At 69.1% G+C, this 21,906-nt stretch carries 18 protein-coding genes and 2 tRNA genes; 3 read left to right on the top strand and 17 right to left on the bottom strand.

From position 1 onward, the window contains the following. Nucleotides 1-31: 31 nt before the first annotated feature. The 9 genes from rodA to E6R60_RS05360 all read right to left on the bottom strand — a co-directional run bounded on the left by rodA (nucleotide 32) and on the right by E6R60_RS05360 (nucleotide 11,916). Nucleotides 32-1,222, bottom strand: a complete 1,191-nt coding sequence (gene rodA, locus E6R60_RS05320) for a rod shape-determining protein RodA (protein WP_136325227.1) — start codon at nucleotides 1,220-1,222, stop codon at nucleotides 32-34. After that, nucleotides 1,222-3,387, bottom strand: coding sequence for a penicillin-binding protein 2 (gene mrdA / locus E6R60_RS05325; protein ID WP_136325228.1), 2,166 nt, complete (start codon nucleotides 3,385-3,387; stop codon nucleotides 1,222-1,224). The genes rodA and mrdA overlap by 1 nt, the downstream gene beginning before the upstream one ends. A gap of 259 nt (nucleotides 3,388-3,646) precedes the next feature. After that, nucleotides 3,647-4,312, bottom strand: a complete 666-nt coding sequence (gene mreD, locus E6R60_RS05330; protein ID WP_136325229.1) for a rod shape-determining protein MreD — start codon at nucleotides 4,310-4,312, stop codon at nucleotides 3,647-3,649. 11 nt (nucleotides 4,313-4,323) lie between these two features. After that, the gene (gene mreC, locus E6R60_RS05335; RefSeq protein ID WP_136325230.1) at nucleotides 4,324-5,376 is read right to left on the bottom strand and encodes a rod shape-determining protein MreC; all 1,053 of its coding nucleotides are present in this window, start codon (nucleotides 5,374-5,376) and stop codon (nucleotides 4,324-4,326) included. Between the two features lie 98 nt (nucleotides 5,377-5,474). Next, entirely contained in the window at nucleotides 5,475-6,494 is a 1,020-nt protein-coding gene (locus E6R60_RS05340) for a rod shape-determining protein (protein WP_136325231.1), read from the bottom strand. A gap of 290 nt (nucleotides 6,495-6,784) precedes the next feature. Next, a complete protein-coding gene (ndk, locus tag E6R60_RS05345) occupies nucleotides 6,785-7,198 on the bottom strand; it encodes a nucleoside-diphosphate kinase (RefSeq protein WP_018103190.1) in 414 nt (137 codons plus the stop codon). A gap of 98 nt (nucleotides 7,199-7,296) precedes the next feature. After that, nucleotides 7,297-7,653: a DUF4233 domain-containing protein gene (locus E6R60_RS05350; protein WP_136325232.1), complete on the bottom strand. Its 357-nt coding sequence runs from the start codon at nucleotides 7,651-7,653 to the stop codon at nucleotides 7,297-7,299. A gap of 5 nt (nucleotides 7,654-7,658) precedes the next feature. Then, nucleotides 7,659-9,182 (bottom strand): folylpolyglutamate synthase/dihydrofolate synthase family protein, encoded by a 1,524-nt coding sequence (locus E6R60_RS05355; protein WP_136325233.1) that lies wholly within the window; start codon nucleotides 9,180-9,182, stop codon nucleotides 7,659-7,661. A gap of 112 nt (nucleotides 9,183-9,294) precedes the next feature. Then, nucleotides 9,295-11,916, bottom strand: a complete 2,622-nt coding sequence (locus tag E6R60_RS05360) for a valine--tRNA ligase (RefSeq protein ID WP_136325234.1) — start codon at nucleotides 11,914-11,916, stop codon at nucleotides 9,295-9,297. A gap of 150 nt (nucleotides 11,917-12,066) precedes the next feature. On the opposite strand from E6R60_RS05360, the gene E6R60_RS05365 reads away from it, so the two are divergent. Beyond that, nucleotides 12,067-13,059 carry a hypothetical protein gene (locus tag E6R60_RS05365; RefSeq protein WP_136325235.1) on the top strand — a complete coding sequence of 331 codons (993 nt, stop codon included), beginning with the start codon at nucleotides 12,067-12,069 and terminating at the stop codon, nucleotides 13,057-13,059. Nucleotides 13,060-13,127: 68 nt separating this feature from the next. Here E6R60_RS05365 and clpX read toward each other — a convergent pair whose 3' ends face one another. The 5 genes from clpX to E6R60_RS05390 form a co-directional block, all read right to left on the bottom strand. Beyond that, the gene (gene clpX / locus E6R60_RS05370) at nucleotides 13,128-14,423 is read right to left on the bottom strand and encodes an ATP-dependent Clp protease ATP-binding subunit ClpX (protein ID WP_136325236.1); all 1,296 of its coding nucleotides are present in this window, start codon (nucleotides 14,421-14,423) and stop codon (nucleotides 13,128-13,130) included. Between the two features lie 157 nt (nucleotides 14,424-14,580). Continuing rightward, a complete protein-coding gene (locus tag E6R60_RS05375; protein ID WP_136325237.1) occupies nucleotides 14,581-15,264 on the bottom strand; it encodes an ATP-dependent Clp protease proteolytic subunit in 684 nt (227 codons plus the stop codon). A 79-nt stretch (nucleotides 15,265-15,343) separates the two neighbouring features. Continuing rightward, a complete protein-coding gene (locus E6R60_RS05380) occupies nucleotides 15,344-15,949 on the bottom strand; it encodes an ATP-dependent Clp protease proteolytic subunit (RefSeq protein ID WP_168713553.1) in 606 nt (201 codons plus the stop codon). Between the two features lie 265 nt (nucleotides 15,950-16,214). After that, nucleotides 16,215-17,603, bottom strand: a complete 1,389-nt coding sequence (tig, locus tag E6R60_RS05385) for a trigger factor (protein ID WP_136325239.1) — start codon at nucleotides 17,601-17,603, stop codon at nucleotides 16,215-16,217. A 151-nt stretch (nucleotides 17,604-17,754) separates the two neighbouring features. After that, a tRNA-Pro gene (locus E6R60_RS05390) sits at nucleotides 17,755-17,831 on the bottom strand. 165 nt (nucleotides 17,832-17,996) lie between these two features. Here E6R60_RS05390 and E6R60_RS05395 point away from each other — a divergent pair. Then, nucleotides 17,997-18,070: transfer RNA gene (locus E6R60_RS05395), tRNA-Gly, on the top strand. Between the two features lie 124 nt (nucleotides 18,071-18,194). Here E6R60_RS05395 and E6R60_RS05400 read toward each other — a convergent pair. After that, a complete protein-coding gene (locus tag E6R60_RS05400; RefSeq protein WP_136325240.1) occupies nucleotides 18,195-18,389 on the bottom strand; it encodes a hypothetical protein in 195 nt (64 codons plus the stop codon). A 489-nt stretch (nucleotides 18,390-18,878) separates the two neighbouring features. On the opposite strand from E6R60_RS05400, the gene E6R60_RS05405 reads away from it, so the two are divergent. Further along, nucleotides 18,879-20,027: an acyltransferase family protein gene (locus E6R60_RS05405; RefSeq protein ID WP_206309318.1), complete on the top strand. Its 1,149-nt coding sequence runs from the start codon at nucleotides 18,879-18,881 to the stop codon at nucleotides 20,025-20,027. Between the two features lie 56 nt (nucleotides 20,028-20,083). On the opposite strand, the gene E6R60_RS05410 is transcribed toward E6R60_RS05405, so the two are convergent. Both E6R60_RS05410 and E6R60_RS05415 read right to left on the bottom strand, forming a co-directional pair. Beyond that, the gene (locus tag E6R60_RS05410) at nucleotides 20,084-20,569 is read right to left on the bottom strand and encodes an HD domain-containing protein (protein ID WP_136325242.1); all 486 of its coding nucleotides are present in this window, start codon (nucleotides 20,567-20,569) and stop codon (nucleotides 20,084-20,086) included. A 162-nt stretch (nucleotides 20,570-20,731) separates the two neighbouring features. Then, on the bottom strand, nucleotides 20,732-21,877 hold the full coding sequence (locus tag E6R60_RS05415; RefSeq protein ID WP_136325243.1) for a PP2C family protein-serine/threonine phosphatase: 1,146 nt from the start codon (nucleotides 21,875-21,877) through the stop codon (nucleotides 20,732-20,734). Nucleotides 21,878-21,906: the final 29 nt, after the last annotated feature.

Raw genomic sequence — 21,906 nt, forward strand, 5'->3', positions numbered from 1 at the left:
GGGGCGGATATGCAGGGCGGTGTGTGCCGGATCAGGCCGTTATCGGCCGCTGCACCCTGATCGACTGGAGCAGTCCGATGGCCACCCAGACGGCGAACATCGAGGAGCCTCCGTAGGAGACGAACGGCAGGGGCAGTCCGGCGACCGGCATGATGCCGAGCGTCATGCCGATGTTCTCGAAGGACTGGAAGGCGAACCAGGCGATGATTCCGGCGGCCACGATCGTGCCGTAGAGCTCGGTGGTCTCGCGGGCGATGCGGCAGGCGCGCCACAGGACGACCCCGAGCAGGACCAGGATCAGCCCGGCGCCGAGGAAACCGAGTTCCTCACCGGCCACGGTGAAGACGAAGTCGGTCTGCTGCTCGGGGACGAACTGTCCGGTGGTCTGGGTGCCCTGGAACAGGCCGGTGCCGGAAAGACCGCCGGAACCGATCGCGATGCGGGCCTGGTTGGTGTTGTAGCCGACGCCCGCCGGGTCGAGGGCGGGGTTGGCGAAGGCGGCGAACCGGGCGATCTGGTAGTCGTCGAGCAGTCCGAGCTGCCAGATGGCGACGGCGCCCGCGGTGCCCGCGCCGAGGAGTCCGAAGACCCAGCGGTTGGAGGCGCCGGAGGCCAGGAGGACGCCGAGCACGATGACGGCCATGACCATCACGGAGCCGAGGTCCGGCATTCCCATGACGACCACCATCGGCAGGGCGGCGAGGCCGAGGGCCTTGGCGACCGTCCGGTGGTCGGGGTGCAGCTGGTCGCCGGCGTCGACGCGGGCGGCGAGCAGCATCGCCATGCCGAGGATGATGGTGATCTTGGTGAATTCCGAGGGCTGGAGGGAGAAGCCGCCAGGCAGCAGGATCCAGGCGTGGGCGCCGTTGACCGTGGCGCCGAGCGGGGTGAGGACCGCCATCACGAGGAGGACGGACAGGCCGTACAGGATCGGCACCGCGCCGCGCAGGGTCCGGTGGCCGAGCCAGATCGTGCCGACCATCAGGGCGAAGCCGATGCCGGTGTTGAGGGCGTGGCGGAAGAGGAAGTAGTACGGGTCGCCGTGGGTGAGCGTGTCGCGTCCGCGGGTCGCCGACCAGACGAGCAGCGAGCCGATGAAGGAGAGCGCGATCGCCGAGCCGAGCAGCGGCCAGTCGAGGCGGCGCACGACGGAGTCGCGGGCGGTGAGCCGCCCCCAGGCGGAGCGCTCGGGGGCGTACCGCTGGACGGAGAAGCCTGCCATCAGTCGCGCCTCCCCAGCACCGCTGCGAGCGTCTGCTCGGTGGGCGGCTTCTGCGACTCGGGGTTGTAGGGCTTGATCTTCGGGGCGTCGATGGTGCCGTCCCCCTGGATCTTCGGCAGCGACTTCTGCGGCGTCGGCAGCAGGGCCTTCTTCAGGTCCTGCTTGCCCGCGGCGTCGAGGCCGTAGAGCGCGTTGTAGATGTTGCGGACGGCGGGTCCCGAGGCGCCGGAACCCGTACCGCCCTGGGAGATCGTCATCACGATCGAGTAGTCCTTGGTGTACGTGGCGAACCAGGAGGTCGTCTGCTTGCCGTAGACCTCGGCCGTGCCCGTCTTGGCGTGCATCGGGATCTTGTCCTGCGGCCAGCCGCCGAATCGCCAGGCGGCGGAGCCGCGGGTCGCGACACCCGCGAGGGCTTGGTCTATTTCGTTGCGCGTCTTCCGCGTGAAGGGGAGCTTGCCGTGCGACTTGGGCTCGATCACCTGGACGGACTTGCCGTCGCCGCTGACGATCGCCTTGCCGACGGTGGGGTTGTAGAGCGTGCCGCCGTTGGAGATGGCCGCGTAGATGGTCGCCATCTGGATCGGGGTGACGAGGGTGTCGCCCTGGCCGATCGAGTAGTTGACGGAGTCACCGGCGCGCATCCTGTCGCCCTCGAGGCAGTTCTCGTACGCGATCTGCTCGACGTACGTGCCGCCCTTCTTGCCCTGCTTGCACCAGGCGTCGTGGTTGGCCTTGGCGAAGTTCTTCTTCCACTGGCGGTCCGGGACACGGCCGCTGACCTCGTTGGGGAGGTCGATGCCGGTCTCCTTGCCGAGGCCGAACTGGTGGGCGGTCTTGTAGAACCAGTCGTTCGGGTTCTTCTTGGGGTTGTTCCCGCCGTCCTTCTGCCACTCCCTGTGCGCGAGGCCGTAGTACACGGTGTCGCAGGAGACTTCGAGGGCGCGGCCGATGGTGATGCTGCCGTAGCCCTGGGACTCGAAGTTCTTGAAGGTCTGGCCGCCGATGGAGTACGAGCTGGGGCAGGGGTAGTTGCCGTCGAAGGGGTAGCCCGCGTTGACGGCGGCGGTGGAGGAGATGACCTTGAAGATGGAGCCGGGGGCGGCCTGGCCCTGGATGGCCCGGTTCAGCAGCGGGAAGTTGGAGTTCTTGCCGGTGAGCTTGGCGTAGTCCTTGCCGGAGATGCCGCCGACCCAGGCGTTGGGGTCGTAGCTGGGCAGCGAGGCCATGGAGACGACACGACCGGTCTTGGCCTCCATGACGACGACGGCGCCGGAGTCGGCCTTGTAGTTCTCGCCGGTGTTGGTGTCGAACTCCTGGCGGGCCTTCTTCATGGCCTGGTTGAGCTCGTACTCGGCGACGGCCTGGACGCGGGCGTCGATGGAGGTCACGACGCTGGCGCCGGCCTCCGCCTCGTCGTTCTTGGCCTGGCCGATGACCCGGCCGAGGTTGTCGACCTCGTAGCGGGTGACGCCCGCCTTGCCGCGCAGTTCCTTGTCGTACGTGCGCTCCAGGCCGGAGCGGCCGACCTGGTCGGAGCGGAGGTAGGGCGAGTCGGTGTCCTGGGCCTTGGTGATCTCGTCGTCGGTGACGGGCGAGAGGTAACCGAGGACCTGCGCGGTGTTGGCCTTGCCGGGGGCGGCGTAGCGGCGGACGGCCGTGGGTTCGGCGGTGATGCCGGGGAAGTCCTCCGCGCGTTCACGGATCTGGAGGGCCTGCTGGGTGGTGGCCTCGTCGGTGACGGGGATCGGCTGGTAGGGCGAGCCGTTCCAGCAGGGCTGCGGGGTCTTCGCGTCGCAGAGCCGGACCTTGTCGATGACGTCCTTGGGCTTCATGTCGAGGACGTCGGCGAGCCGGGTCAGGACGCCCTTGCCGTCGTCGTCCATCTTCAGCAACTCGGTGCGGCTGGCGGACACGACGAGGCGGGTCTCGTTGTCGGCGAGGGGCACGCCGCGGGCGTCGAGGATGGAGCCGCGGGCGGCGGGCTGGACGACCTGCTGGACGTGGTTGTTCTTCGCCTCGTCGGAGTACTCCTGGCCGTTGCGGATCTGGAGGTACCAGAGGCGGCCGCCGAGGGTGAGGAGCAGGGAGAAGACGAGGACCTGGATGACGATGAGGCGGATCTGGACCCGCTGGGTCCGCCCCGTCTCGGGAATGTTGCTCACGGGGCGCCCCCGGTGGTGGTCGGGCTAGGGCCTTGCACTGGGATCAGGCCGGACAAGGGAGCGGGGTCCGGTGCGTGCGGCCGCAGGGCGGAGGAGGGAGTCAACGCGGAGCGTCGGCGACCGGCGACGACGCGGCGGATGCGCGCACCGGGCCCCGCGAGCCCGGCATGGTCCAAACGAAAAGCGCTAGGGGTACGGGGACTGCCCCCGGTGGTGATCGGGCGGGAGGCGCGGTCGGCGGCCCCCGGGCGGTGCGGCCTCACAGTCGCTTGACTCCCTTGATCCGTCCGGCGCGCGCGGCCCGGTTGCGGGCGGCCTTGACGCGCAGTCCGCCGCGCTGGCTGCCGATCCGCAGCGCGGTGCCCGCGGCGAGCCAGCCGGCCGCGACGTCGCCGCGGCCGGAGGAGGACTCGGTCAGCGGGTCGTTCACCGTGCGCCTGGCGACGGCCATGATCAGCGGGACGGTGAACGGCGCGAGGAGCAGGTCGTAGACGGCCGCGGTGAACAGCAGGCTGCCGAGGCCCACATGGCGGGCGGCCGTGTCGCCGACGAGGGCGCCGACGCCCGCGTAGAGGAGGGTCGATCCGATCGCCGCCGCGACGACCACGGCCATCGGAAGGAAGGCGGACTTGAGCTGCCCGTTCTCGGGCCTGGCCAGTCCGGCGAGGTAGCCGATGACGCAGAGCACCAGGGCGTAGCGTCCGGCGGCGTGGTCGGCCGGGGGCGCCAGGTCGGCGAGGAGGCCCGCGCCGAAGCCGATGAGCGCCCCGCTGACGTGCCCGTACACGAAGGCGAGTCCGAGGACGACCATGAGCAGCAGGTCGGGTACGGCGCCGGGGAGCTGGAGCCGGGCGAGTACGGATACCTGGACGACGAGGGCGATCACGACCAGAACGAGGGAGAGCAGAGTCCGGTTGACGCGCATGGGGATCAGCTCTACCTCTGTTCGTTTACCGCGTTGTCGGCGTTCGGTGTCGCGTTCCCGCTGGGGTCCGGGTTCGGGCTGCCGCTGGGGGTCGCGCTCTCGTGGATGTTCCCGACGACGTTGCCGTGGGTGTCGACGATGTCGCCGTTGGGCGAGATGGTGACGGTGACGGTCGGGGTGGGCTTCGGCTTGGCCGCCTTGACGGGCTTCTTCGGCAGGACCGCGTCGCGGGGGTCCTCGCGGGGCGCCTGGACCACGATGCCGACGATGTCGAGCTTGGTGAAGCCGACGTACGGCCGGACGTAGACCGTACGGGTGAGGTCGCCGCCGGACGGGTCGACCCGGACGACCTCGCCGACCGGGACGCCGGGCACGAAGGGCTTGTCCTTGCTGGAACCGAACGTGACGAGCCGGTCGCCCTTCTTGACCTTGGCCTTGCCGTTCAGGAACTGGACGGACAGCGGGCGCGAGCCCTGGCCGGTGGCGAAGCCCAGTTCGTCGGTGGACTCCATCCGGGTGCCGACGGTGAAGTCGGGGTCGTTGGCCAGGAGCACCGTGGCGGTGTCCGGGCCGACGGTGGTGACGCGGCCGACGAGTCCGTCGCCGTTGAGCACGGTCATGTCGCGCTTGAGGCCGTCCTTGGACCCGGCGTCGATGGTGACCGTCCAGGAGAAGCCCTGGGCCGCTCCTATGGCGATGACTTCGGCGGCCTTGATGCCGTACTGCCCGGCGTCCGACTTCTTGAGCATCTTGTCGAGCTCACGGATGCGGCTGCGGTTGCGGTCGTCGCTGCCCAGCCTCGCCTTGAGTTCGGCGTTCTGCTTCTCCAGCGCGGCGATCTTGTCGTGGCGGGTGCCGGAGGCCCGTACGGCCCCTATGGCGTTGCCCACCGGGTCGACCGCTGCCGCCACGCCGTTCTCCACCGGCCCGAAGACGGTGGCGGCGGCCTGCCGGGCGCCGTCCACCGGTGACGCCTCGCCGCCGCGGATGTCCACCGTGATCAGTGCGAATGCGATGGCGATCAGCAGCACCAGGAGCAGCCGGCTCTCTCGTGTGTCCCTCACGTGCGGCGGCCGTGCCTTCCTCGTAGGAATGTTCGTGCCTGTATATCAACGATCCTCCGTGCGGAGCGGCAGCGTCCGCACGGAGGGCCGTGGAGTCACTACCGTCGGGGCTGGGCGTCCAGCACCTGCTGGAGCGCCTCGAACTCCTCGACGCACTTGCCGGATCCGAGCGCCACGGAGTCCAGCGGGTCCTCGGCGATGTGGATGGGCATGCCGGTCTCGTGGCGCAGCCGCTCGTCCAGGCCGCGCAGCAGCGCGCCGCCGCCGGTGAGGACGATGCCGCGGTCCATGACGTCGCCGGAGAGCTCCGGCGGGCACTTGTCCAGCGTCGTCTTGACCGCGTCGACGATCGCGTTGACCGGCTCCTCGATCGCCTTGCGGACCTCGGAGGCGGAGATGACCACGGTCTTGGGCAGACCCGAGACGAGGTCGCGGCCGCGGATCTCGGTGTGCTCGTCCTTCTCCAGTTCGAAGGCCGAGCCGATGGTGATCTTGATCTGTTCGGCGGTGCGCTCACCGAGCAGGAGCGAGTACTCCTTCTTGATGTGCTGGATGATCGCGTTGTCCAGTTCGTCACCGGCGACCCGGATCGACTGGGCGGTGACGATTCCGCCGAGCGAGATCACCGCGACCTCGGTGGTGCCGCCACCGATGTCGACGACCATGTTGCCGGTGGCCTCGTGGACCGGCAGGCCGGAGCCGATGGCCGCCGCCATGGGCTCCTCGATGATGTGCACCTGGCGCGCGCCGGCCTGCGTGGACGCCTCGATGACGGCGCGTCGCTCGACCCCGGTGATGCCGGAGGGCACGCAGACGACGACCCGGGGGCGGGCCAGGTAGCGGCGCTTGTGGATCTTCAGGATGAAGTAGCGGAGCATGCGCTCCGTGATCTCGAAGTCGGCGATCACGCCGTCCTTCAGGGGCCGTACGGCAACGATGTTGCCCGGCGTACGGCCGATCATCTTCTTGGCCTCGGAGCCGACCGCGAGGATGCCGCCGGTGTTGGTGTTGATGGCCACGACGGACGGCTCGTTCAGAACGATGCCGCGCCCCCTGACGTACACCAGCGTGTTGGCAGTCCCGAGGTCGATAGCCATGTCACGGCCGATGAACGACATTGAGTTCCCCTTGTTCCCCATGAGGATGCGTCGGGCCTTCCCAAGCGAAAGCGATGGCTTGTTTTGGTAGGCGAGATGAGCGCTGCGGGCGTGGAAGCTTCCATCGTAGTGCCGGAGACACCGACTCAGCGCGAGGGTCCTTCGCCATGCTGAGCAGAACGGGTGGCTGTTCCACTCATGGTGACGTTACGTCGGGGGGATGCGTTCCCGCCATCGGGGACCCTATGCCGAAGGGCGACCGAATTACTTCGGTCGCCCCAGGTCATGAGCGCTGTTCGGCTGACCCGAGGTCAGGAAAGACCCGGGAAGAACAGCTTCATTTCTCGCTCTGCGGACTCCTCGGAGTCCGAGGCGTGGATGAGGTTCTCCCGGGTGATCGTACCGAAGTCGCCACGGATCGATCCGGGCGCGGCGGCGATCGGGTCCGTGGGGCCGGCCAGGGCGCGCACGCCCTCGATGACCCGCTCGCCCTCGGCCACCAGAGCGACGATCGGACCGGACTGCATGAACTCGACGAGCGGCTCGTAGAACGGCCTGCCGACGTGCTCGGCGTAGTGCTGCTCCAGCGTGGCGCGGTCGAGGGTGCGGAGCTCCAGCGCCGTGATCTTCCAGCCGGCCTTGCGCTCGATGCGGCCGACGATTTCGCCGACCAGACCGCGACGGACGGCGTCGGGCTTGAGAAGAACGAGGGTGCGCTGGGTCATGTGCGGCTCCTTGCAGGCATACGGGTGCGGTGAAGCGAGATTACAGGGGGACGGTGACGGGCCTGCGGCCGGGCTCAGCCGTCCGGCAGCCCGCTCCCTCAGCCGCCCGCTGCCGCCTGCGCCGCCTCCTGCGCGGCCCACCGGGCCTTCGCCTCGTCGATCTTCCGGCCGTAGTGCACCGAGGCCCACCACAGGGCGCCGAAGGCCACGCCGAGGATGAACATCATCGGTACGACGAAGCCACTGGCGACCAGGGCGATCTGGAGCGCCCAGCCGAGCTGTATGCCCCCGGGACGGGTGATCATCCCGCAGAGCAGCACGGAGAGCAGCATGCCGATGCCGCAGACCGTCCAGACCGTGGCGGAGGTCAGGTCGTCGGACTTCATCGCGACGAGTCCGGCGAACCCGATCACGAAGAACTCACCGATCAGCGTGGATGCACAGAGCGTACGCACGGAGGTCAGCCCCTTCCCAGAAGCAGCCGGGCCTCGCCGACCGTGATCACGGATCCGGTCACCAGCACCCCGGCGCCCGCGTACTCGTCCTCCTCCTCGGCGAGGGTGATCGCCGCCTCCAGCGCGTCGTCCAGCCGGGGTTCGACCTGCACCCGGTCGTTGCCGAAGACCTCGACGGCGACGGCGGCGAGCTCGTCGGCGTCCATCGCGCGTGCGGTGGAGTTCTGGGTGACGACGACCTCGGCGAAGATCGGCTCGAAGGCTTCCAGGAGCCCCCGCACGTCCTTGTCGCCGCTGGCGCCGACCACACCGATCAGCCGGGAGAAGCCGAACGCCTCGGAGAGCCCCTCGGCGGCGGCCAGGGCTCCCGCCGGGTTGTGCGCGGCGTCCAGGACGACGGTCGGGCTGGAGCGGACGACTTCGAGGCGGCCCGGGGAGACCACCGAGGCGAAGGCCTTGCGGACGATGTCGGCGTCGAGCGATCCGGTCTGCTCGGCGCCGATGCCGAAGAACGCCTCGACCGCGCAGAGCGCCACCACGGCGTTGCGCGCCTGATGGGCGCCGTACAGCGGAAGGAAGACGTTGTCGTACTCGCCGCCGAGGCCGCGCAGCGTCAGCAGCTGGCCGCCGACCGCGATCTCCCGGGAGGCGACGCCGAACTCCATGCCCTCGCGGGCCACGGTGGCATCGACCTCGACCGCCTTCTTGAGCATCACCTGGGCGGCGTCGACGGGCTGCTGGGCCAGGATGACCGTCGCGCCCTGCTTGATGATCCCGGACTTCTCGACCGCGATCTCGCCCGGGGTGGAACCCAGCCGGTCCGTGTGGTCGAGCGAGATGGGGGTGACGACGGCGACCGAGGAGTCGATCACGTTGGTCGCGTCCCAGGCACCGCCCATGCCGACCTCGACGACGGCGACGTCGACCGGCGCGTCGGCGAAGGCCGCATAGGCCATGCCGGTGAGCACCTCGAAGAAGGAGAGCCGGTAGGGCTGCTGCGCGTCGACCATCTCGACGTACGGCTTGATGTCCTGGTAGGTCTCGATGAACCGCTCGGGGTCCATCGGGGAGCCGTCCAGGCTGATCCGCTCGGTGATCGACTGGACGTGCGGCGAGGTGTAGCGGCCGGTCCGCAGGTCGAAGGCGCCGAGCAGGGCCTCGATCATGCGGGCGGTGCTCGTCTTGCCGTTGGTCCCCGTGATGTGGATGGAGGGGTACGCGTGCTGCGGGTCGCCGAGCACGTCCATCAGCGCGGCGATGCGCGTCACGGACGGCTCCAGCTTGGTCTCGCCCCAGCGCCCGGCGAGCTCCTGCTCCACCGCGCGCAGCGCCTTGTCCACCTCGGGGTCGGCGGGGCGGGCTGGGACGTCGTCGCCCTGGGGAGGTCCGGAGGCGGCGCGCAGCGTACGGCTCCCGGCCTCGATCACCGCCAGGTCGGGGTCGCGCTGGGTCGCTTCGTCGACGATCTCCGCGAAGGTCTCGTCGGAGTCGGACGCGTCGTGCCGGTCGGAAGGGCGGGGCTCACTCACGGGGCCCAGTCTACGGACCGGCACGGACATCGCGCGCAGCGCCCGGCGTCGGTGATACGGGGAAGCCCCCGGCCCCCTCGCGCGTGCGAGGGGGCCGGGGGCTTCAGCGGTCTCAGCTCTGCGGCAGGGCCGCGAGCTGGCCGGCGATCCGCTCGATGTCGGCCTCGGCCTTGGCGAGCCGGCCGCGGATCTTGTCGACCACGTTGTCGGGAGCCTTGGCCAGGAACGCCTCGTTGCCGAGCTTGCCGGTGGCCTGCGCCTTCTCCTTCTGCGCCGCCTCCAGGTCCTTCGTCAGGCGCTTGCGCTCGGCGTCGAGGTCGATCGTGCCGGACAGGTCGAGCGCGACCGTGGCGCCCGCGACCGGCAGCGACGCGGTGGCGTGGAAGCCGTCGCCGGCCGGCTGGAGCCGCGCGAGCTGGCGGATGGCCGCCTCGTGCGGGGCGAGCGCGGTCCCGGTCAGGTCGAGCTCGGCGGGGACCTTCTGGCCGGGCTGGAGCCCCTGGTCGTTGCGGAAGCGGCGGACCTCGGTGACGACCTGCTGGACGAGCTCGATCTCCTTCTCGGCCGCGTCGTCACGGAAGCCCGAGTCGGTCGGCCAGTCGGCGATGACGACGGACTCGCGACCGGTGAGCGCGGTCCAGAGGGTCTCCGTGACGAACGGGACGACCGGGTGCAGCAGTCGCAGCATCACGTCGAGGACCTCGCCCAGAACCCGGCCCGAGACCTCGGCCGGGCGGCCGCCGCCGAAGAACGTGGTCTTGGAGAGCTCGACGTACCAGTCGAAGACCTCGTCCCAGGCGAAGTGCCGGAGCGACTCGCTGAGCTTGGAGAACTGGTAGTCGTCGTAGAACGCGTCGACTTCGGCGACCGTCTTGTTGAGGCGGGACAGGATCCAGCGGTCGGTCACCGACATCTCGTCGGCGGACGGCAGTTCGCCCTCGATCGTCGCGCCGTTCATCAGGGCGAAGCGGGTGGCGTTCCAGATCTTGTTGGAGAACTTGGCGGAACCCTGGACCCACTCCTCGCCGATCGGGACGTCGGTGCCGGGGTTGGCACCGCGCGCGAGGGTGAAACGGAGCGCGTCCGAGCCGTACTTGTCCATCCAGTCCAGCGGGTTGACCACGTTGCCGAAGGACTTCGACATCTTCTTGCCGTGCTCGTCGCGGACCATGCCGTGCAGGACGATCGTCTCGAACGGCGGGACGCCGTCGTTGACGTACAGGCCGAACATCATCATCCGGGCGACCCAGAAGAAGAGGATGTCGTAGCCGGTGACCAGGACGGAGTTCGGGTAGAACTTCGCGAGGCTGTCGGTCTGTTCGGGCCAGCCGAGCGTGGAGAACGGCCACAGGCCGGAGGAGAACCAGGTGTCCAGGACATCACTGTCCTGGGTCCAGCCCTCGCCGGTGGGCGTCTCGTCGTCGGGTCCGACGCAGACGACCTCGCCGTTCGGGCCGTACCAGACGGGGATGCGGTGGCCCCACCAGAGCTGGCGCGAGATGCACCAGTCGTGGAGGTTGTCGACCCAGTCGAAGTACCGCTTCTCCATCTCCTGCGGGTGGATCTTGACCTTGCCGTCGCGGACGGCGTCACCGGCCGCCTGGGCGAGCGGGGCGACCTTGACCCACCACTGGAGGGAGAGGCGCGGCTCGATGGTGGTCTTGCAGCGCGAGCAATGGCCGACGGAGTGGACGTACGGCCGCTTCTCGGCGACGATCCGGCCCTCGGCGCGCAGGGCGGCGACGATGGCGGAGCGGGCCTCCAGACGGTCCAGGCCCTGGAAGGGGCCGGGGGCCGTGATGACGGCGCGCTCGTCGAGGACCGTGAGGAACGGCAGGTCGTGGCGCTTGCCGATCTCGAAGTCGTTCGGGTCGTGCGCCGGGGTCACCTTGACGGCGCCGGTGCCGAACTCGGGGTCGACGTGGTGGTCGGCGACGACCGGGATCGTACGGTCGGTCAGCGGCAGCTTGATCTGCTTGCCGACCAGGTGCTTGTAGCGCTCGTCGTCGGGGTGGACGGCGACCGCGGTGTCACCGAGCATCGTCTCGGCGCGGGTGGTGGCGACGACGATGGTCGCGTCGCCCTCGCCGTACTGCATGGAGACGAGCTCGCCGTCGTCCTCCTGGTACTCGACCTCGATGTCCGAGATCGCGGTGAGGCAGCGCGGGCACCAGTTGATGATGCGCTCGGCGCGGTAGATCAGCTCGTCGTCGTACATCTGCTTGAAGACGGTCTGGACGGCCTTGGACAGGCCCTCGTCCATGGTGAAGCGCTCACGGGACCAGGCGACGCCCTCGCCGAGGCGGCGCATCTGTCCGGAGATCTGGCCGCCGGACTCGTTCTTCCACTGCCAGACGCGCTCGACGAAGGCCTCGCGGCCCAGGTCGTGGCGGGACTTGCCCTCCTTGCCGAGCTCGCGCTCGACGACGTTCTGGGTGGCGATGCCGGCGTGGTCCATGCCGGGCTGGTAGAGCGCCTCGAAGCCCTGCATGCGCTTGCGGCGGACGAGGGCGTCGATGAGCGTGTGCTCGAAGGCGTGCCCCAGGTGCAGGGAGCCGGTGACGTTGGGCGGCGGGATGACGATGGAGTACGGCGGCTTGTCGCTGTTCTCGTCGGCCTCGAAGTAACCGCGTTCTACCCAGCGCTCGTACAGCTTCCCCTCTACATCGGCCGGCGTGTACTGGGTCGGCAGTTCGGGGGTGCTGGCTGGCTGCTGCGCTGGGTTCTCGGTCACGCCCCACAGTTTAGGGCCGTCACAAGCGTGCACTGAAACCGGTTTGTTCAGTAACGGTCCGCCTCCCGGTGCCCCACGCCCGCGGACCGTCCGTCAGGATGTTCGGAACGCATAAGAACTCATGAGCATCACGAACAGGGGACTCCGCAGATGAGCTACAACCAGCCGGGCCCGTACGGTGGCCAGCCGCCGCAGGGCCAGCCCGGACCGTACGGCGGCCCCCCGCAGGGCCAGCCGGGGCCGTACGGCCAGCCGCCGCAGGGCCAGCCCGGTTACGGCTACCCGCAGCAGGCTCCCCAGGGCGTCCCGCCCCAGCAGCAGCCCCCGCAGCCGGGCTACGGCTACCCTCAGGCCCAGCAGCCCGGCCCGTACGGCCAGCAGCCCCCCACTCCCCCGTACGGCGGCCAGCCGGCCTACGGCCAGCAGCCGGGATTCCCGCCGGCCCAGCCGCCGAAGAAGAAGACCGGCCTGATCGTGGGCGGCGTCATCGTCGCGCTCGCGGTGATCGGCGGCGGGGTGTACTTCCTGACGTCGGGCGGCGCCAGCAACAGCGATGTCGCGGACTCCACGAAGGGGTACAAGCTGACGCCGCCGAGCGCGGTGGACTCGTACAAGTCCAGCTCGGGCGCCAAATCCGTCAGCCCGCTGACCGGCGCCGAGAAGACCAAGATCGAGACCTCGGGGGTCAAGAACCCCAGCAAGACCACCGCCAACTACCAGGGGGGCTCGGAGAAGGACCTGAGCATGAAGGTCCTCAGCTTCCAGGGCTACTGGGGTGACGTCAGCGACCCGGCCTCGGTGATCAACCACTCGTTCGACGAGGCCAAGGCCAACATGGCGAAGGAGGACGACAAGACCACGGCCGAGCTGGTCGGTTCTCCCAAGGACGTCACGCCGGCCGGGTTCAAGGGCGCGCTGATGCGGTGCCAGAACCTGAAGATGGACAACCCCGAAGGCGACGGAAGCGTCGACAAGGGGCCGAAGTCCCTGGAGATGCCCATCTGCATCTGGGCGGACTACAGCACCGTCGGCATCGTCACCGGCCTCGACATGGGCCTGGCCATGACCAACAAGGCCATGTCGCAGGACGATGTCGCGGCCCTCGCCGCCAAGCTCTACAACACCTCCCGCACCAAGATCTGACCCACGCCACGCGAAGGGGCGCCCGGCCATTGGCCGGGCGCCCCTTCGCGTGGAGACCGAACGAACCGCTACGCGGACTTCTCGTGCCGCCCGTCGTCGCCCTTGCCGATCGTCCGCGGCTCGCGCGGGACCAGGGTCGGGTTGACGTTGTTGCGGACCACGTCCGCGGTGATGACGACGCGGGCGACGTCCTTGCGGGACGGCACTTCGTACATCACCGACTGGAGGACCTCCTCCATGATCGCGCGCAGGCCGCGCGCGCCGGTCTGGCGCAGGATCGCCTGGTCGGCGATGGCCTCCAGCGCCTCGCGCTCGAAGTCCAGCTCCACGCCGTCGAGTTCGAACAGCCGCTGGTACTGCTTCACCAGTGCGTTGCGCGGCTCGATGAGGATCTGGAGCAGCGCCTCGCGGTCCAGGTTGTGGACCGAGGTCAGGACGGGCAGACGGCCGATGAACTCGGGGATCATCCCGAACTTCACCAGGTCCTCCGGCATGACCTCCTGGAACTGGTCGCTCGCCTGGATCTCCCGCTTGGAGCGGATCGTGGCGCCGAAGCCGATGCCCTTGGCGCCGGCCCGGGACTCGATGATCTTCTCCAGGCCGGAGAACGCGCCGCCCACGATGAACAGCACGTTCGTCGTGTCGATCTGGATGAACTCCTGGTGCGGGTGCTTCCGTCCGCCCTGCGGCGGCACGGAGGCGGTGGTGCCCTCCAGGATCTTCAGCAGGGCCTGCTGGACGCCCTCGCCGGAGACGTCACGGGTGATCGACGGGTTCTCGCTCTTGCGGGCGACCTTGTCGATCTCGTCGATGTAGATGATCCCGGTCTCGGCCTTCTTGACGTCGTAGTCCGCGGCCTGGATCAGCTTGAGCAGGATGTTCTCGACGTCCTCGCCGACATAGCCGGCCTCCGTCAGCGCCGTCGCGTCCGCGATGGCGAACGGGACGTTGAGCATGCGGGCCAGCGTCTGCGCGAGGAGCGTCTTGCCCGAGCCCGTGGGGCCGAGCAGCAGGATGTTGGACTTCGCGAGTTCGATCGCGTCGTCGCGGTTCCCCCCGCCGTTCTCCCCGGCCTGGACCCGCTTGTAGTGGTTGTACACCGCGACGGAGAGCGCCTTCTTGGCGGGCTCCTGTCCGACGACGTACCCCTCGAGGAACTCGTAGATCTCGCGGGGCTTGGGAAGTTCTTCCCAGCGGACCTCGCTCGTCTCCGCGAGCTCCTCCTCGATGATCTCGTTGCAGAGATCGATGCACTCGTCGCAGATGTACACACCGGGTCCTGCGATGAGCTTCTTCACCTGCTTCTGGCTCTTTCCGCAGAACGAGCACTTGAGCAGGTCGCCGCCATCACCGATGCGTGCCACGAGGTGCTTCCCCTTCGCCTGGGAGACGCCTGGTTCAGCGGCTCCTGGTGCCTCTATCCGACGGTACCTTGCCTGGCCCCCCGTTCGGGCCCCCCTTGGCACGGTTCACACGGCCGGGGCCGGGTGACCCTGCCGTACCAAGGGGTAAAGACCGACGTCAGGCGGCCGCTCCGGCCGCGCTCTTACGGGTCGCAACGATCTGGTCGACCAGGCCGTAGGCCAGGGCGTCCTCGGCCGTCAGGATCTTGTCGCGCTCGATGTCGTCGCGGATCTTCTCGATCGGCGTGGTGGAGTGCTTGGCGAGCAGCTCCTCCAGCTGGGCCCGCATGCGCAGGATCTCGTTGGCCGCGATCTCCAGGTCGGAGAGCTGCTCCCGGCCGGTCTGCGAGGACGGCTGGTGGATCAGGACGCGCGCGTTCGGCAGTGCCAGGCGCTTGCCCGGCGTTCCCGCGGCGAGCAGCACCGCGGCGGCGGAGGCCGCCTGGCCCATGCAGACCGTCTGGATGTCCGGCTTCACGAACTGCATCGTGTCGTAGATCGCGGTGAGCGCGGTGAACGAGCCGCCGGGGCTGTTGATGTAGATCGAGATGTCCCGGTCCGGGTCCATCGACTCCAGGCACAGCAGCTGCGCCATGACGTCGTTGGCGGACGCGTCGTCGATCTGCACGCCGAGGAAGATCACGCGCTCCTCGAAGAGCTTCGCGTACGGGTCGTACTCGCGCACGCCCTGCGAGGTGCGCTCCACGAAGCGCGGGACGATGTAGCGGTTGTCCACCTGCGGGCCGGTGTAGAGGCCGCTCGCGGAGGCGCCGGGGAAGTTGTTCATGTGGGTGTTCACCATCCTGGTGGCGTTCTGTGGCTGGGTGTCTCGGCGTACGAGAGAAAGCGGTGCGGTGCGGCGCGATCCGGTGCTGACCGGGTCAGGCGCCGGTGCCGCCGCCGCCCGGAACGCCCGATGCGACCGTGATGATCTCGTCGATGAGGCCGTACTCCTTGGCCTCCTCCGCGGTGTACCAGCGGTCGCGGTCGCCGTCGCGGATGATCGTCTCGACGGTCTGGCCGGAGTGGCGGGCGGTGATCTCCGCCATCCGCTGCTTGGTGCGCAGCAGGTACTGGGCCTGGATCTTGATGTCCGAGGCCGTACCGCCGATACCGGCCGAACCCTGGTGCATGAGGATGTCGGTGTTCGGGAGCGCGAAGCGCTTGCCGGCAGCACCGCCGGTGAGCAGGAACTGACCCATCGAGGCCGCCATGCCCATACCGATGGTGACGACGTCGTTCGGGATGTACTGCATGGTGTCGTAGACCGCCATGCCGGCCGTCACCGAGCCACCGGGGCTGTTGATGTAGAGGTAGATGTCCTTGTCCGGCTCGGCGGCAAGGAGAAGCAGCTGTGCGGTGATCTTGTTGGCGATGTCATCGTCGACCTGCTGACCGAGGAAGATGATGCGTTCGCCGAGCAGTCGGCTGTAGACCTGGTCACCGAGGCCTCCACCGAGGGACGGCTCTCCGGCGGCGTAGGGCATCAGATTCGTCACGTATCCACCTGCTCGTCTCTGACGGCTCCGGCCGTCTCAGCGTCTTCGTACCGGGTGGGCCGGGACTCCCCGACCCTTCCTCTTCATGGACCCTAACGCGCAGGTGGGACAACGCCATCCCGCTTCCGCAACTGTTCGCTGGGAGCGCAAGGTCCGCAGTCCGCACAAGGGTTGTGGGGGCGTCCGCCGATACGACGACGGGCTCCGGACGCGCGTGGCGTCCGGAGCCCGTCGTGCGGGTTCAGCGCGAGGCTCAGGCCTCGGTCTTCTCCTCGGCGGCGTCGGTGCCCTCGGCGGCCTCGGCCGTCTCGGTGGCCTCGTCCGCCTCCTCGTCGTCCTCCAGCTCGACGACCTCACCCTTGGTGTCGACGACCTTGGCGGCCTCGACGACCACGGCCAGCGCCTTGCCGCGGGCGACCTCGCCGACGAGCATCGGGACCTGGCCGCCCTCGACGACGGCCTGGGCGAACTGGTCCGGGCTCATGCCGGAGGAAGCGGCACGCCGCATGAGGTGCTCGGTGAGCTCCTCCTGGTTGACGTTCAGCTTCTCCTTGTTGACGAGCTCGTCAAGGATGAACTGGGTCTTGATGCCCTTGACGGCCTGCTCGGACGTCTCCGCCTCGAACTCCTCGAGGGTCTTGCCCTGGATCTCCAGGTACTTCTCGAGGTCGAGACCCATCTGGCCGAGCTGGTGGTGCTCCAGGTTGTGCTTGCGGGTCTGGACCTCGTCCGCGAGCAGCTTTTCCGGGATCGGGACCTCGGCGAGCTTCAGCAGCTCCTCGAGGACGCGCTCCTGGGCCTGGGTGGCCTGCTCGTACTGCTTGGTGTCCTCCAGGCGCTTGCGGCTGTCCGCCTTCAGCTCGTCCAGCGTGTCGAACTCGCTGGCCATCTGGGCGAACTCGTCGTCCAGCTCGGGGAGCTCACGGGCGGCGACGGCGGTGACCTTGACGGTGACCTCGGCGTCCTTGCCCTCGGCGGAGCCGCCCTTCAGCTGGGAGGTGAAGGTGGCCTCGCCACCCGCCTCCAGGCCGGTGACGGCGTCGTCGATGCCTTCGAGGAGCTCGCCGGAACCGATGGTGTACGAGACACCCTCGGCCACGCCGTCCTCGAGGACCTCGCCCTCGACCTTGGCCTGCAGGTCGATCGTCACGACGTCGCCCTCGGCGGCGGCGCGCTCGACCGGGTTGGTCGAGGCGAAGCGCTCGCGCAGCTGCTCCACGGCCTTCTCGACGTCCTCGTCGCTGACCTCGATCGCGTCGACGGTGACCTCGATGCCGGAGTAGTCCGGGATCTCGATCTCGGGGCGTACGTCAACCTCGGCGGTGAAGGACAGCAGCTCGCCGTCCTTCAGCTCCTTGATGTCGACCTCCGGCTGGCCGAGGACGTTGAGCTCTCCCTCGTTGACGGCCTCGGTGTAGAACTTCGGGAGGGCGTCGTTGACGGCCTCCTCCAGCACTGCGCCACGGCCGAACCGCTGGTCGATGACCCGGTTGGGGATCTTGCCCTTGCGGAACCCCTTCACCGTGACCTGCTGGTTGATCTTCTTGTACGCCGCGTCGAGGCTGTCCTTGAGCTCCTCGAAGGGCACCTCAATGCTGAGCCGAACCCGGGTCGGGTTCAGGGTCTCCACGGCGCTCTTCACGGTTCGGTCTCCTTGGTGGCTGACTTCTTGGGGTTCTGCTCCACCGCACAGGAGGCGGCTTCGCGGACCGAGCCCGGTACATCAGACACACGGGCACGCATTTTGCATAGTAACGGCAAGGGGGAGAACTCCCACAATGCGATCTTGCCGGTGGTCGGGGTGGCCGGATTCGAACCGACGACCTTCCGCTCCCAAAGCGGACGCGCTACCAAGCTGCGCCACACCCCGTCGGTGCGACACGTAGGGTACATGCCGGCAGGCGGTGAGGTGGGCGCTTTACGCGGGCCCTCGCCGGACTCGGCGGCGCGCTCCGCCATCAGGTGTGCGGGCAGCCCCCGCGACCCGCTACGATGCTTCTCGTGCCGCGGTCCCGGTGACCTGCGTGCGCTGCATGCGGGCGTAGCTCAATGGTAGAGCCCTAGTCTTCCAAACTAGCTACGCGGGTTCGATTCCCGTCGCCCGCTCCATGCTTCGGGCCCGGCCCGGCGGATCCCCTCGGGGATGTCCGCCGGACCGGGCCCTTCGCGTTCCCGGGGCAGGTTGTCCGGAGTGCGTCCCCCGGTGCGGCGCGCCGCACCGGGGCCGGTGGCCTCAGAAGCTGATCTGGTTGATGGTCTCCGCTATCGAGTTCATGAACCTGTTGATCGACGGCGCCATGCCGGTCGATGCCAGGAAGAAGCCGAAGAGCACCGCGACGATCGCGGGTCCGGCCTTGATGGAGCCACCTCGGATCAGGACCACCAGGATGATCGCCAAAAGAAGCACCACGGACAGTGAAATGGCCACGACTGCTCACACCCTCGGTCGGTCCGCCTTGCCGGCCCGGAGGCGTGCGGCCGCGCACTCCTCCGTTCCGTCCATCGTGCCATCAACTCCCCCCTGGTCGCTGCCAGGTGACGAATCGATCTGGCGATATCGCGCCAACTTGCGCCCCCTGCGCCCCCTGTGCGCCCGGCACTCGGCGGTGCCGCACCCCGCTCCGGCCGCGTGATCGCGGGGCCGAGGGCCGCCCCTCGCACCGGCGGGCACTTCCGACGGAAAAGGAATTGCAACGGTGATCGTTTCTGTATCCACACAGTTCATTCACAGCCATTGCCGACGAATCGCCGAAGAGTAATTCACCCCCCTCAACTACCTGCGGATATGCACCATTTAAGGAGGATTAACACGGTCATACCGGACAGAATTTGCGGGTTTGGCATTCACTCGGACGGGCACGCGCGAAATCTGTCAGCAGTTTTACGAATGGCAATCGAGGCGTCTAGGGTGCTTGAAATGTTCCACGCTCCGAACGCATTCCAGAGGCCCACCCTCCCACCGGCGAGCCGGGAGTCGGAGCCCAGACACCACGCACCGGCGGCGACGGACGGCGGACCCGCACCGGCCTCGGGGCGGTCCGCCCAGGCGCCCGCGGCGAAGAGGCGCGACGCCTATTTCGACAATGCCAAGTTCCTGGCCATCGTGCTGGTCGCGGTGGCTCACTCGTGGGTGCCGGTCATGGACGGGAGCAGGGCCGCACGGGCGCTGTACATGGTGACGTACACCTTCCACATGCCGGCCTTCATCCTCATCTCCGGCTATTTCTCACGCTCGTTCGACATGAGCCCGGCCAAGGTGAAGCGCCTGATCACGGGCGTCGCCGTGCCGTACGTGGTGTTCGAGACGGCCTACTCGCTGTTCCGGCGGTACGCGGACGACCCCACCGCCGCGATCAGTCTCACCGACCCCTGGTACCTCACCTGGTTCCTGGCCGCCCTGTTCGTCTGGCGGCTCACCACACCGCTGTGGCGCACCCTGCGCCACCCTCTGGCGGTCTCGCTCGTCATCGCCTGCCTCGCCTCGCTCGCACCCGGCATCGGCGACGATCTCGATCTGCCGCGCGTCCTGCAGTTCCTGCCGTTCTTCGTTCTGGGGCTCCAACTCACGCCCGAGCACTTCCAGTTGGTCCGTCGCCGCGAGGTGCGGATGCTCGCCCTGCCGCTGTTCGCGGTCGCGGTGGTCTTCGCCTACTGGGCGGCGCCCCGGATGGAACTGGGCTGGTTCCTGCGTGATTCGGCCGCCCAGGACATGGGGAACCCCTGGTGGTCCGGCGTGGTGATGACGCTCGCGCTGTTCGGCTGCGCGACGCTCCTCACCGCCGCGTTCCTGTCCCTGGTCCCCCGGCGCCCCATGTGGTTCACGGTGCTCGGGGCCGGCACGATCTGCGGCTACCTGCTGCACGGATTCCTGGTGAAGGGCGCCGGCTACGCCGGTGTGTTCGACCGGAACGAGTGGATGATCTCGCCGATCGGCCTGGTACTGGTCAGCGTAGTCGCCGCGGCCGGGGTGACGCTGATGTGCACGCCGCCGGTACGACGCGTCCTGCGCTGCGTGACCGAACCGGACATGAACTGGGCCTTCCGGCGGGACGCCGCCAGGCTCTGAGGGCGGGAGCCACGGGGGAGCCCGGCCCGTCGCGGGCCGGGCTCCCCCGTGTTGGCTCAATCCCGTCGTCCGGCGTGCGGCTGCGGGGCGGCGAGGCCGAGCAGTGCCCGTACCAGCGCATACTTCTCGGCCAGCCGGGTACGGGTGGCCGGATCCAGGGCCGCGAGGCGGGCCGGGTCGGCGTTGTGCGCGAGGTCGGCCTCCTTGACCAGCAGGGCGCCGGGCGTGGCCAGGATGCGCCGGGAGTACGCCGCCAGGTCCTCGCCGTCCCGCTTGGTGAGGGCGAGGACCATGTCCTTGACCTGCTGCGGCAGCGCGGCCCCGGCCAGCCACCGCTCCGACAGCGCGTCGTCCTCGACCGCGTCGTGCAGCCAGGCCGCGGCGACCTGTTCGTCACTGCCGCCCCGGGCCCGCACCCCGTCCGCGACGGCGGCGAGGTGCTCGCTGTACGGCCTGCCCGCCTTGTCCCGCTGCGCGGCATGGGCCTCGCGGGCGAGGGCCTCGACCTCGGGCAGGGTCAGCTGTGCTCGTGATGGGGTCATGACCCGACCCTAGGCCGGTCGTGGCCGGCCTGCGGCAGACGGACGTGTTCGCGGGCGCTCCCGATCCACTGCCGTTCCCGACCGGTGGCGTTCCCGATCCGGTGACGGCGCGGCCTGCGTTGACGTGCGTCCGGTTCCACCCGGTTGCGGACGGTTCGGGGTTCAGGACTTGCGGGACAGCAGCAGCAGCGCCCGGTCGTCGTTGACGTCCTTGGCGCAGGCCTCGATGAGGTGCCAGGCCGCGCCCTCGAAGCCCGTGGTGACATAGCGGTCGGCGGCGCCCGTGAGCCGGTCGATGCCCTCCGCGATGTCACGGTCCGAGGCCTCCACCAGTCCGTCGGTGAAGAGCATCAGGACGTCCCCGGGGGCCAGATGGCCCTTGACCGCGTCGAACTCCGCCCCGTCGTACACCCCGAGCAGCGGGCCCTCCGCCGCCTTCTCCTCCCACTGGCCGCTGCCCGCGTGGAGCTGGAGCGCCGGCGGATGGCCCGCCGAGAGGATCTCGTAGTCGCCGGACTCCAGGTCCAGCACCAGATGGATCGAGGTGGCGAAGCCCTCGTCCCAGTCCTGGCGGAGCAGATAGCCGTTGGCCGCGGGCAGGAAGCCGTGCGGCGGCAGCGAACCGAGGAGGCCGCCGAAGGCGCCGGACAGCAGCAGCGCCCGGGAGCCCGCGTCCATGCCCTTGCCCGAGACGTCGGTGAGCACGGCCTCCAGGGTGCGGCCGCCGTTGGTGCGGGCCGCGACGACGAAGTCCCCGGAGAAGGACTGCCCGCCGGCCGGGCGCAGCGACATCTCGCGGTGCCAGCCCTGCGGGAGGCGGGGCAGCGCGCTCTGGACCCGGATGCGTTCGCGCAGGTCGAAGAGCATGGTGCCGCCGCGCCGCCACGGCACGCCGACCCTGGCGCGGAACTGGGCGAGGATCAGCCCCAGGAAGCCGCACGCGGCGACGGTGAGCACGGTGCCGGGGGTCACCCGGCCCGGGCCTTCCTCGTACGGACCGAGCCAGAGGGCTTCCACGATCAGGGCGGCGGCGGCGGTCGCGTACAGACCGAGCAGGCTGGCGGGCCGCAGCAGCAGGCCGCCGGCGACGATCGGCAGGACGAGCACGGTCGGCGAGCACCACAGCGGGTTCAGCAGGGTGCCGCAGGTGATCGCCGGGATGGTCAGCAGCAGACCGGCCAGGGCGATCCAGTCCGAGCCGTCGCCGCGGAAGTAGTCGACCCCGGACCTGCGCAGCGTGGTGCGCACCCGGTGCGCCGATTTCCGCCATCGGGCCGGGTACGTCTCTGCTCCTGCGCGTCGGGCCATTGCGGGGACCTTATCCACCCGGCGGGCTC

This window comes from Streptomyces sp. A0642 (assembly GCF_004795105.1).
In the GTDB taxonomy this organism is placed as follows: Bacteria; Actinomycetota; Actinomycetes; order Streptomycetales; family Streptomycetaceae; genus Streptomyces.